Here is a 12,657-nt window from a genome sequence, read left to right on the forward strand (position 1 = left end):
ACCCGAGACCTCACGCCCGAGGCCTCACACCCGAGACGCCCGGGACCCCCGAGACCCAGGATCCCCGAGACGAGGAGCCCGCCATGCCCCAGCAGATCGCCGTCGTGACCGGAGCAGGGTCCGGGGTGGGCCGGGCCGTCGCGGTCGAACTGGCCGCGGCCGGCTGGCAGCCGGTGCTGGCCGGGCGGCGGGCCGACCCGTTGCACGAGACGGCCCGGCTGAGCGGCACCTCCGCCGCCGTCCTGCCCACCGACGTCACCGACCCGGCGGCGGTGGACGCGCTGTTCGCCACGGCCGTCGAGCGCTTCGGCCGGGTGGACCTGCTGTTCAACAACGCGGGCAGCTTCGGCCCGGCCGTCCCGGTGGACGAGCTGGCGGTGGACGACTGGCGGGCGGTGGTCGACCTCAATCTGACCGGCGCCTTCCTCTGCGCCCGCGCCGCCTTCACGGTCATGAAGGCCCAGGACCCGAAGGGCGGCCGGATCATCAACAACGGCTCGATCTCGGCTCACGTCCCTCGCCCGCACTCGATCGCGTACACGGCGACCAAGCACGCCGTGACCGGGCTGACCAAGTCGCTGTCGCTGGACGGCCGCCCGTACCGGATCGCCTGCGGGCAGATCGACATCGGCAACGCGGCGACCGACATGACGGCGGCGATGAGCGCCGGGGTGCGGCAGGCGGACGGGCGGATCGCGCCCGAGCCGACCATGGACGTGGCCGACGTGGCGCGCACGGTGCGGCACATGGCCTCGCTGCCGCTGGAGGCGAACGTGCAGTTCGCGACGGTGATGGCGACCGCCATGCCGTACATCGGTCGCGGTTAGAGGCGGTCGGGCGGGACACGCCGAGAGGGCCCCCGTCGCGCCAGGCCGACGGGGGTCCCTCCGATGACGTCCTACGGCCGCCAGGTGTCGTTCAGCGTGACCGTGCCCGAGGAGGGCACCGTCGCCGTCCGGTTGGCGCCGGACTCCCAGGTCACCGCCCCGCTCCCGTCCTTGCGGACGTACTTGTACTGGAAGGACGTGCCGGCCGGCAGCGAGAGCGCCAGCGACCAGACCGGGTAGCCGGCCGAGGAGAGCGGCAGTGCCTTGGCCGGGTCCCAGGCGCCCAGCGCGGGGTTGTCGCCGACGACGTAGACGTTCTGGCCGAACGACGTGGTCGCGTTGACGTTGAACGAGGCGCCGGTGACGTTCGTGCCGCTCGGGACGTACAGCGCGACCGCGTCGCCCGCGCCGACCGTCGCGGTGAACTGGCCGTTCGCGCCGACGGTGTACGTCGGGCCGGTGCAGCCGCCGCCCGGCTGCGGGTCGCCGTGCTGGACGTCGCAGTAGGTGCCGGCGGGCAGGCCGGTCTGGAAGGTCTGGGTGATCGCGCCGGTCTCGTGGTTGATCGCGACGTAGCCCCGGTTGCCGCGGCCGAAGGCGATGGCGTTGTTGCCGTTGGACCACCAGTTGGTGACGCCGGTGCCGGCGACGGCGTTGCGGAAGCCGACCATGTTGGCGACCTGCCGCCAGGCGTGGGTGCAGTTCCAGCCGTCCTGGTAGCAGGCGTTGACGGTGCCGCCGTTGGGCGGGCCGTCGTCCTTGTTGGTGAAGCTGTAGCCGGAGTAGATGTTCGGCGAGCCGTAGGTCGAGGCCAGCAGGAAGACGTTGGCCAGCGTGTAGGTGTTGCCGTAGGTGTAGTTGAGGGTGGAGCCGTTGCGCTCGGTGTCCCAGTTGTCGAGGAAGCTGCGGGCCTGGCCGCTGGGCAGGTAGCCCCAGGAGGCGCCCCAGCCGTTGAGGTTGGCGAGCTTGTCGCTGGTGAACATGCGCTTGAGGTCGGTGCCGACGCGGAACTCGTCGACGTCGCCGTTGCCGGTGTACTCGGTGGGCTGGATCGGCTCGCCGGCGCCGTAGATGACCTCCTGTACCCAGTAGGCGTTGGGGTTGGCCATCTTGGCCTTGATCCCGGCCAGGTCGGTGGCGGCGATGTGCTTGGCCGCGTCGATCCGGTAGCCGTCCACGCCGAGCGAGCCGAGGTCGTCCAGGTAGTGCGCGATGGTCTGCTGGACGTACGTGCTGCCGGTGTCCAGGTCGGCGAGGTTCACCAGCTCGCAGGTCTGCACGTTGGTGCGGTCGTTGTAGTTGGTGATCGGCTGGCGGCAGGAGTGGAAGTCCTGGTCCTGGTAGGTGCCGGGGTAGTTGTACTTGCTGTAGACGGTGCCGCCGGTGCCGGTGCCGGAGCCGGCGCTCATGTGGTTGACCACCGCGTCGGCGATGACCTTGACCCCGGCCGCGTGGCAGGTGTCGACCATGTTCTTGAAGGACGTCCGGTCGCCGAGCCGCCCGGCTATCTGGTAGCTGACCGGCTGGTAGGAGGTCCACCACTGCGGACCCTGGATGTGCTCCTGGGGCGGCGAGACCTCGACGAAGCCGTAGCCCTTCGGGCCGAGCGTGGAGGTGCAGGCCTGGGCGACGGAGTCGAAGCGCCACTCGAAGAGGGTGGCGGTGACGTCCTTGCCGTTGTTGGCGGGCGGGGTGGCCTGGGCGGCGGGGGTGCCGAGGCTCGCGCCGAGCGAGAGCGCGAGCGCCGCCGAGGCTGCGAGCGCGCCGGCCGCGCGGGCAGGCCGGCGGGTGGGGGCGGTGGTGACCACGTCGTCTCCTGGGGTGGCTGGGGTGGGACAGCCGGGGAGGGGAACTGCAGGAAGTTTCTGTAACTTGCCGGAAACTTGCAGCGAACTTAGGGCTGCCGGGAGACACCGTCAAGACAGCGGACGAAACGTTTCCGCATCAGTATCGACAGTGGTGACGACGAGAACGACAAGGGCCCGGCAGCCGTGGCTGCCGGGCCCCTCACCTGTCTTCACGCACCAGGACTCACCGGGACTTCACCGGGCCGGGAAGTCCCTTCCGGCGCTCAGCCGGTCTGGATGGACGTGTCGTCGATCACGAAGCTCGTCTGCAGCGAGGAGTCCTCGACGCCGGTGAACTTCAGCGTGACGCTCTTGCCCGCGTAGGCGGAGAGGTCGAACGTGCGCTGCTGGTAGCCGGCCGCGGCGTCCACGTTGCTGTACGTCTTCAGCGTGGTGCCGTTCACCGACACGGTCAGCTTGTCGTACGGCGTGGTGCCCGACTCGGCGGTGTCGATGTGCAGCCAGAAGCTCAGCGTCGCCTTGCAGCCCGCCGGGATCGTCACCGTCTGCGACAGCGTGTCGGTGTGGCTGCTGCCGTAGCCGTCCAGCCAGGCCTTCCAGCTGCCGCCGTGGGCCGGCTGCGAGGCGCTGTTGTCGATCACGCCCGCCGACGCCGTCCACGGCGCGGCCGAACCCGTCTCGAAGCCCTGGTTGCCCAGCAGCTGCGTCGGGGTGCAGGCGCCGCCACCACCGGACACGGTCCAGCTGAAGCTGGTCGTCCCGGTCTTGCCCGCCGAGTCCTTCGCCGTGACCGTCACGTTGTAGCTGCCCGCGGCGGAGGCGGTGCCGGAGATCAGACCCGTCGAGGAGTTGATCGACAGACCGGTCGGCAGCCCGGTCGCGGAGTACGACAGCGGAGCCGTCCCGCCCGACGCCTGGATCTGCAGGTTCACCGAACCGTTCAGCGCCGTGGACTGGCTGCCCGGGTTGGTGACGCTGACGCCGCCCGGGTTCGGGGGCACCTGGCCGACGTTGACGGCCGCCCACGCGACGCCGACCTGGTAGACCTCGGTGCTGTTCGCGCCGTAGAGGTCGGTGGCCGCGTTGATGGTCGCGGTGCGGGCGGCGGCGTAGTCGGTGGTCGAGGTCATGTACGCGGTCAGCGCCTTGTACCAGACCTGGAGCGCCTTGTCCCGGCCGATGCCGGCGACGGTGACGCCGTTGGCCGTCGGGCTGTCGTAGTTGAAGCCGTTGATGGTCTTCGCGCCGCTGCCCTCGGACAGCAGGTAGAAGAAGTGGTTGGCGACGCCGGACGAGTAGTGCACGTCCAGGTTGCCGACGCCCGAGTACCAGGAGTCGGCCGAGGAGCCGTCCTTGGAGGGCTTGTCCATGTAGCGCAGCGGCGTGCCGTTGCCGTTGAGGTTGATGAGCTCGCCGATCCAGTAGTTCGGCGGGTTCGAGGGCAGGTTGGCGTAGAATTCGACGCCGGTGCCCATGATGTCGGAGGTCGCCTCGTTGAGGCCGCCGGACTCGCCCGAGTAGTTCAGTTTGGCGGTGGCGGCGGTGACGCCGTGGCTCATCTCGTGGCCGGAGACGTCGATCTCGGTGAGCGGGTGGGTGTTGCTCGCGCCGTCACCGTAGGTCATGCAGAAGCAGGAGTCGTCCCAGAACGCGTTGGTGTAGTTGCTGTCGTAGTGCACGCGGCTGAAGGCGCCGACCCCGTCGTTGCGGATGCCGTTGCGGCCGAAGGTGTTCTTGTAGAAGTCCCAGGTGGCGCCGGCGCCGTACTGCGCGTCGACGGCGGCCGACTCCGGGTTGCTGGCCTGGCCGTTGCCCCAGGTGTCGGACGACTTGGCGAACAGCGTGCCGTTGCCGGACGTGCCGTTGTTCATGTTGGTCGTGTACTGGCCGCCACGGCTGGCGTCCTTGAGCTGGTACTGCCCGCCGCTGTTCGTGGTGGTCAGCGGGACGGTGCCGACGAACACGCCGGTGCCGGTGCCGGTCTGGATGCCCTCGGACTTGCTGATCACGTCGCCGGTGGTGGCGTCGGTGACGACGTGCAGCTTGCTCGGGGTGCCGTCCGCCTCCTTGCCGTTGAGGACGGTCTCGTAGGCGAGCCGCGGGGTGCCGTCGGCGGCCCACACGACCAGGCGCGGGGCGACCTCTACGCCGGCGCCGTTCTGCGCGGCGATGGCGGCGGCCTGGGCCTTGGGGGCGGCCAGGGCGGGGGTGGTGTTCACGCCGGTCAGCACGGCCTCGCTGGCCCTGGTCACGCTCTTGGTGGCGCCGGAGGCGTCCTGGTGGACGATCAGGTCGCCGCCGAGGACGGGCAGTCCGGCGTAGGTGCGCTCGTACCGGAGGTGGCGGGCGCCGCTGGCATCCTGGACGACGTCCTTGGTGACCAGCTTCTCCTGGTCGCCCAGCCCGATGCTCTGGGCGAGGGCCGGGGCCTGCTGGCTGGCGGCGGAGATCAGCTGCGCACGGGCGGAGAGCTGCTGGGCGACGGCGGTCGGCGCGTCGGGGCTGGACGCTTGCGCGATGACCGGCATACCGGTCACCACGAGCGCGGTGGTGGCGGCCATGACGACCGCCGCCTTCCGGGCGTGAGCGTAGCGGGACATGCGGACTCCTTAACCGACCGGCGCGGGTACGCGCACGGTGGAGGGCGACCTGGGCCGCAGGGTTGCGGCGCAGTGGGGGCCCCCGGCGGCTGTGTGCGACGGGGGTGCGTAGCAGTGCTCACCTGTCGTTGCGGTGCAGGGCGTTCCGGAGGGGGGATGCGCTGCACGTGAACTGGCCGGCTGTATCCGGGGGGTGGGGCCCCTCAACCTGCAGCCGGAGGAATCGTGACAGCAAATGAGCCGCTGATGACAGATGCATGCCATGGAATGGCCGATTCGCACCCGCGTCCGGTCATCGCACGGACGCCCAACTGTGTTACGGGCACGCGAACTTGTGACCACGGTTTTCATGACCACGCGCGCTTCACCTGACCCGCAGTGGCATTGACCAGCACTCAGGTCCGCGATGAGGCTGCCCTCACGGGACGCAGCGCCGGTCGGGCGCGGCACGTCACCTTTCCGGTCGCGCCAGCGACGGATTCCGGCCACTGCGCGCTGACGCGCCAAGGGCCCCGTACCACCTCAACAGCGGTACGGGGCCCGGGAGTTCCTTTTAACTGTGGCTCAATACAGTTTTTTTGAACCGAAGGTCAGCCCTGGACGAACACCGCCACGGTGCGGCCCGGCACGGTGAAGGTGCCGGTCGCGGCGTCGAAGCCGGACTGCTTGACCACCGGGTCGGCGCCGCCCGCCTGCACGGGGTGCAGGGCCTGGGCCGTCCCCTTGAGGGCCGCCACGGTCTGGCTCTGCGCGGTGGGCGTGGCGTTGAAGACCACGGTGACGCCCTTCTCGGCGCCCGCCAGCCCGGTGCCGTCCAGGTGCAGGGTGATCACCCCGGGCGTCTCGCCGGCGGTTCCGGAGAGCGGGTAGGAGAGCCGCTGCTGGACGTCGGCGAGGGTGGGCAGGGAGAACAGCGGCGAGGACTGCTTGATCCGCACGAAGTCCTGGAACTGCGCCGCGGTCGCCCGGATGTCGGCCGCGCCCACGGTCAACTTCTGGTTGGCCAGCAGGGATTGGGCGGTCGGCCACATCTCCCTGTTGTCCGCTGCCATCGGCAGGCCGCGGCCCCAGCCGTTGCCCTCGGAAGCGTTCCAGTGGATGGCGTTGAACCAGTCGCCCGAGTCGTAGGCGTTGGCGTCCAGCGACTTGGAGCGCAGCATGTCGCTGCCGGCCTGGGCGAAGCCCGCGCCCTGGGTGAGCGCGGTGAGCGAGAGGCCGAGCGCCTGCATCCGGGCCCGGTCGGCGGGGGACGTGCCGGTCGGCAGCTTGTACGCGAACGCGTCGAACAGGTCGGTGTTGTCGTGGGCGTCCAGGTACTCCACCGCCTCGCCCGGCTTGGCCGCGTACCCGGTCGGGGCGCCGTTGTAGTCGACCTGGGCCCCGGTGACGGTCCTGCCCGAGCTGTCGGTGAAGGAGTAGCCGGCCAGGTTGCCGGTGAGCCCGACCTTCAACTGGTCCATCTGGTGCAGGAGTCGGGCCTTCTGCTGCTCCGGGGTGCCGTTGGCGGGCGAGCCGTTCGGGTCGGTGTACAGGCCCGAGGCGAAGCCCTGCTGCGGGGCGGAGCCCAGCATGAAGTTGCCGCCGCGGGCGGCGTCGCGGATCCGGTCGTCGAAGGTGGCGATGCCGGTGCCGGCCATGTTGACCTGGGTGGCCTGCTCGAACCGGGCGTTGTTGGCGACGACGCCGAAGTTCCAGCCCTCCCCGTAGAGGAAGACGTTCTTCCCGTCGACGCCGTCGGAGTCCGGCGTCATCTTCCGCAGCGCGGCCTGCACGTCCAGCATGGTGGACTTCGGGTCCAGGCCCATCAGGTCGAAGCGGAAGCCGTCCACCTTGTACTCGCGGGCCCAGGTGGTCACCGAGTCGACCACGAGCCGGTTCATCATGGCGTGCTCGGGCGCGGTGTCGGAGCAGCAACTGTCCGTCGTGACCTTGCCGTTGGCGTCCAGCCGGTGGTAGTAGCCGGGGACCACCTTGTCCAGCACCGAGTGGTCGGCCTGGCCGCTGGCGGCGGTGTGGTTGTAGACGACGTCCAGCACGACCCTCAGCCCGGCCTCGTGCATCGCCTGCACCATCTGCCGGAACTGCACGGTGCGGGCGGTGCCCCCAGGCTCCGTCGCGTACGAGCCCTCGGGCACGTTGTAGTGCAGCGGGTCGTAGCCCCAGTTGTACGCGTCGTCGGCGGCGACGGCGGCCACGCACTCCTGCTGCTTCGGGCTGTCCGGGGGAAGGGACTTGAGGTCGCAGGCGGGCAGCTTCTGGTCGGCCCGGTTCTCGCGGATGGTCGCGATGTCGAAGGTCGGCAGGAGGTGGATGGTGGTCACCCCGGCCTTGGCGAGCTCCCGCAGGTGCTGCATGCCGGCCGACTTGGACTCGGTGAACGCCAGGTAGGTGCCGCGCTCGGCGGCCGGGACGGTGGTGTCCTCCACCGAGAAGTCCCGGACGTGCAGTTCCTGGATCTGCTGCTGCGCGGGCGGGACGGCCTTCGGGACGGCGTGGTCGTCCCAGCCCTGCGGCTTGAGCTCCTTGGCGGCGAGGTCGGCGACCAGGCTCCGCTTCGAGTCGGTGGACAGCGCCACCGAGTACGGGTCGGTGACGGTGTTGACGACCACCTGCTGCACCGAGGGCGCCCAGACCTTCACCTGGTACAGGTAGTACTTGCCGTCCAACTCGGCCTTGTCACGGACGACTTCCCACACGCCGGTCTCGTCGTCCAGCTTCAGCGGCAGCGTCCTCGGGGTGCCCCCGGTCGCGCTGTCGAAGACCTGGACGGACACCTCCTGCGCGGTCGGCGCCCACACCGACAGCGCCACCTTGCCGTCGTAGTACGCGGGGCCGAAGTCGACCCGGCCGGTGTGGCGCGCGTACCGGTCGTCCAGCACGCCCGGGATCTGCACACCGGTGGCGGCCAGCACGGCGCCGCTCGGCAGGTGCTCGGTGAACAGCAGCTGGCTGCGCAGCGCGGCCGGGACGCGGGCGGTGTCGCGGGCGTCCACGGTGAAGGCGCGGTAGCCCGCAAGGTGCGGGAACTTGGCCTTCTGCGCGTCGGTCGGCCCGCCCTGGACGGGGGTGAGCCGGATCCACTTGCCGGGCTTGGTCAGCACGCCCTTGTCGGCGCGGATGCCGCCCTCGGGGTCGTAGACCAGCTGGGCGCTGGTGCCGCCGGCCAGGGCCGCGTCGCTCGCGCCGTAGTTCGCCGGGACGACGACGGTCTTCTCGTCGATCCACTGGGCCTTGGCGGTGCCGAGGTCCAGCTGCGAAGAGGCGGCGGCGTTCTGCGGCAGCAGGTAGCCCTCGCGGCCGCCGAGGATCCAGACCTCGTGCCCGTTGACCGCGAAGTCCAGCGACTGGTCGTTGGGGAGGTCCTTGTCGTTGCCGTTGTGCAGGATGTAGCTCAGGCTGGTCGCACCGGGGGCGAGCGGCACCTCGAAGACGGCACCGAAGGCGTCGCGGCGCACCGGCATCAGCGGCTTGCCCCAGTCGGTGGGGTTGGCGGCGCCGGTCCAGTCGTGCAGGCCCCAGCCGTCGTAGTTGCCGTCGGCCCGGTTGTAGTGGATGACGGCGGTGTTGGCCGGCTGGGTGTTGGCCGGGCCGGGGTTGGCGGTGCGGACGGTCGGGTCGCCCTGCTTGACCCAGACCTCGCCGGTGCTGCCGACGTCGATGTGCCGGTCGGCGTCCACGTCCTTGACGCCGTTCTTCTCGACGATGAACCCGACGTCGGAGGCGCCCGGCTTGAGCCTCACGTACGCGAAGGCACCGTACGCGTCCCGGCCGACGAAGCCGTGCCCGGCCGGCCACTGGGTGCCCTCGCCGTCGGCGAGGTCGCCCCAGCCGTAGAGGTTCCAGCCGTCGTAGTCGCCGTCGGGCCGGTTGTAGTGCACGACGGCGTACGGGCGGGCGGTGGCGGTGGGCACCGGCTTGGGTGCGGGGGTGCCGGTGGTGAAGCTGCCGGTGGCGGAGCGGAGGTGGCCGCTGGAGTCCTGCACGACAGCCTTGTACTGCACGACCGTGCCGGGCGCCACCGCGCTGAGGTCCTGGGTGACGGCGTACTTGCCGGTGTCGGCGGTGCCCAGGGTCTGCCAGGGCCCGTTGCCGATCTGGGCGGCGAAGGTGACGCGGTCGAAGCCGCCGCCGTCGACCTTGGCGCCGACGGTCACGGTGCCGGTCGACCGGTCCGCGGGCGGCTGCACGGAGATCTGCGGCGCCGCGGCGGTCGGGGCGAGCCTGGCGCCGGCCTTGAACACGACCGAGGAGAGCGCGGGCACGGTGACGGTGACCTTGCGGTCGGCGCCGCTGGTCGCCTTCTCCCCCGCCGCCGGGTAGATCCGGTCGAAGCCCATGCCGGCCGAGAAGGTGTCGAGCGTGACGGTCTTCGCCTCGGCGGCGTTGTTGACCGCCACCAGGTACTCGATCTGCTGCCCGGCGTCGATCCGCGAGAACGCGTACACGCCCGCGCCGTCGGCCGCGTACCGCTCGATCTGGGCGCCGTCGGCGAGCGCCGGGTTGTCGCGGCGCAGCTTCGCCAGCGTGGCGACGCCCTGGTAGAGCTCGCCGCCCTGCCCGTACCGGTCGGCCGGGCCGGAGGTGCCGCCGAGTACGCGGTCGCCGTTGTACGACGGCGTCTTCGAGGCGAACATGTCCTGCCGGGCGTCCTTGTCGCCGCCCGCGCCGGTGAAGCCCTGCTCGTCGCCGTAGTAGACGACGGGCTGGCCGCGGGTGAGGAACTGCAGCTCGCTGGCGAGCCGGTCCTTCCTGAGCAGGGTGGCCTCGTCGGCGCCCGGGTTGTCGGCGAGCAGGAAGGAGCCGAACCGGCCCATGTCGTGGTTGCCGAGGAAGGTCGGCAGCTCGTAGGCGTCGGTGTCGGCGCTGGTGTAGCGGTAGTCCTGACCGTAGACGTCGGCGAGGTTCCTCGCCGAGCCGCCCTGGGAGACGTAGGAGCGGGCGGCGCCCTGGAACGGGAAGTCGAGGGTGCCCTGGAGCCTGCCCTTGGTGACGTAGGGCGAGGTGACCGCCGGGTCGCCGGAGTAGACCTCGCCGAACATGAAGAACTTCCGGTTGCCGTGCTTCGCGGCGAAGTCCTTGAGCGCGGGCGCCCACTGCTGCCAGAACGCCATGTTGACGTGCTTGACGGTGTCGATCCGGAAGCCGTCCACGCCGGTGTCCTGGACCCACTGCTGGTAGACCTTCTCGAAGCCCTTCACCACCCGGGGGTTCTGGGTGTCGAGGTCGTCCAGGCCGCTGAAGTCGCCCTCGGTGGCGGACTCGCCGACGAAGGTCGAGTCACCGCGGTTGTGGTAGAGCGCGGGGTCGTTGAGCCAGGACGGGCTCTTGGCGTTCGCGTCGGCCAGGGTGCGCAGGACCGGGGTGTACGGGAAGGAGTCCTTGGTGGTCCGCGGCCAGGGGGCGCCCGCGTCGGCGATCGCGGTCTCGTCGACCGGGTTGCCGTCCGCGTCGAGCGTCGGGTACGCGCCGGTCGAGCGGTAGGTGTGCTGCTGCTCCGCGTAGTCGATGACGTCGGCGGTGTGGTTGGTGATGACGTCGAAGAAGACCTTGATGCCGCGGGCATGGGCCTTGGCTATCAGCTCCTTCAGCTGGTCGTTGGTGCCGAAGTGCGGGTCGACCTGCGTGAAGTCGGTGATCCAGTAGCCGTGGTAGCCGGCCGAGGCTTGGTCGCCGGCGCCCTGGACCGGCTTGTTCTTGAAGATCGGGGCCATCCAGATCGCGGTGGTGCCGAGGTTCTGGATGTAGTCGAGCTTCTGGATCAGGCCGGCCAGGTCGCCGCCGTGGTAGAAGCCCTTGTCGGCCGGGTCGAAGCCGTTTTCCAGCCGCCCGCCGGTGATGCCGCCGGTGTCGTTGGCGCCGTCGCCGTTGGCGAAGCGGTCGGGCAGGACGAAGTAGAACTGCTCGCGGGTGAGGTCGTGCCGCCCGGCGGTGGCCGCCAGCGCGGCGTCCGAGGGCGGGGCGGGCGGGCCCGCGGCGAGGGCCGCGGGGGCGCTGCCGAGGGTGGCGGCGGTCAGGGCGGCGGCGAGCAGGACGGCCGTGCGGCCGGGTCTGCGTCGGGGGGTGCTCCGTCGGGGGCGGCGCGGGACATCGGCCACTGAGGGCTCCCTTGGGGAAGGGGTGATCGAGTTTCCAGGAAGCTAGCGGGCTGCAATATGTTTCAGCAAGATGCAGAAACCGTTTCGTGGCGGGAAAATCCCGCCCGCCGGCCGTCCCGGGGACCCTGACTACCCACCCCTAACCGGTCGGCGCGACAATGGGTCATATGCCCGTCCCACCGGTAAGCACCAGACCCGACCGCACCCCCTACCCCGGTGGGAGCCGCCCCCTAACCCTCAAGGGGGACAGCCGGTGAAGAATCCACTTCCGGAGGATGAGCAGACGGCTACGGGACGTCTGGCAGACTTCTCGTCCATGGGGGAACCGACCGAGATCCAGCAGATCGGCGCGCAGCGCGCCGACACGGAGCACGGTGGCGGTTCCGGAGCGCACCCGGCCTCGTCCGGCGATCTGCCCGACGGAGCCACCCGTGCCACCCAGTCCCGCACCGCGGTGCTTCGCACCCGCGTCCGCGACCAGCGCCGCTCGCCGGCCAGGCCGCGGATCTGGTTCGAGCTGGCCCTGATCGGGATCAGCTACTGGATCTACTCGATCGTGCGCAACGCCGTCCCGGAACAGGAGGCGGTGGCCCAGAAGCACGCCCGCTGGATCTGGGACCTGGAGCACACCTTCGGCATCACCGTCGAGCGCTCGATCAACCACGCCATGGACGGCGTCGGGTGGCTCATCACCGGGATGAACTACTACTACGCGACGCTGCACTTCATCGTGACGATCGGCGTGCTCGTCTGGCTCTACCGCCGCCACCCCGGCCGCTACGTCGCCGCCCGCACGGTGTTGTTCGTCACCACCGCCATCGCCCTGGTCGGCTTCTACTTCTTCCCGCTGGCTCCGCCCCGGCTGATGACCGACGGCGGGTTCATCGACACCGTGAAGACCCACGGCACCTGGGGCTCGATGGCCTCCGGGCCCGCCGCGCACGTCTCCAACCAGTACGCGGCGATGCCCTCGATGCACATCGGCTGGTCGATGTGGTGCGGCCTGGCCATCTTCTTCCTGGCCCGCCGGACGTGGGTCCGGCTGCTCGGCCTGCTCTACCCGGCGGCCACCCTCCTCGTCATCGTCTCGACCGCCAACCACTTCTGGATGGACGCCGTCGGGGGCGTGCTCTGCCTGCTGGTGGGTTTCCTCACCGCCCGCTGGCTGTACCACTCCTGGGTCTACCGGCTGCCCCAGGTACCCGCCCGGGAGACGGCGGACGAGCCGATCACCGTCCCGGAGCAGTGGAGCGAGCCGGCGGTCAGTACCGCACGGCGCTAGTCACGAAAAGGGGCCCCGACCGGGGCCCCTTTTCTTTCTCCGGCC

At 70.4% G+C, this 12,657-nt stretch carries 5 protein-coding genes; 2 read left to right on the plus strand and 3 right to left on the minus strand.

Annotation, left to right across the window (positions count from 1 at the left end; genetic code table 11):
* Positions 1 to 83: 83 nt before the first annotated feature.
* A complete protein-coding gene (locus tag F7Q99_RS06565; RefSeq protein ID WP_153460459.1) occupies positions 84 to 827 on the plus strand; it encodes an SDR family oxidoreductase in 744 nt (247 codons plus the stop codon).
* Positions 828 to 898: 71 nt separating this feature from the next.
* On the opposite strand, the gene F7Q99_RS06570 is transcribed toward F7Q99_RS06565, so the two are convergent.
* From F7Q99_RS06570 to pulA, 3 genes are all read right to left on the minus strand, one after another.
* Positions 899 to 2,635 carry a carbohydrate-binding module family 20 domain-containing protein gene (locus tag F7Q99_RS06570; RefSeq protein ID WP_326846344.1) on the minus strand — a complete coding sequence of 579 codons (1,737 nt, stop codon included), beginning with the start codon at positions 2,633 to 2,635 and terminating at the stop codon, positions 899 to 901.
* A gap of 263 nt (positions 2,636 to 2,898) precedes the next feature.
* Positions 2,899 to 5,235: a M4 family metallopeptidase gene (locus tag F7Q99_RS06575; protein ID WP_153460461.1), complete on the minus strand. Its 2,337-nt coding sequence runs from the start codon at positions 5,233 to 5,235 to the stop codon at positions 2,899 to 2,901.
* 590 nt (positions 5,236 to 5,825) lie between these two features.
* On the minus strand, positions 5,826 to 11,330 hold the full coding sequence (pulA, locus tag F7Q99_RS06580; protein WP_326846345.1) for a pullulanase-type alpha-1,6-glucosidase: 5,505 nt from the start codon (positions 11,328 to 11,330) through the stop codon (positions 5,826 to 5,828).
* A gap of 316 nt (positions 11,331 to 11,646) precedes the next feature.
* Between pulA and F7Q99_RS06585 the strand changes: the two genes are divergently transcribed.
* Positions 11,647 to 12,612: a phosphatase PAP2 family protein gene (locus F7Q99_RS06585; protein WP_153460462.1), complete on the plus strand. Its 966-nt coding sequence runs from the start codon at positions 11,647 to 11,649 to the stop codon at positions 12,610 to 12,612.
* The last annotated feature ends 45 nt before the right edge of the window (positions 12,613 to 12,657 follow it).

Origin of the sequence: Streptomyces kaniharaensis, assembly GCF_009569385.1 — a bacterium.
Taxonomy (GTDB): Bacteria; Actinomycetota; Actinomycetes; order Streptomycetales; family Streptomycetaceae; genus Kitasatospora; species Kitasatospora kaniharaensis.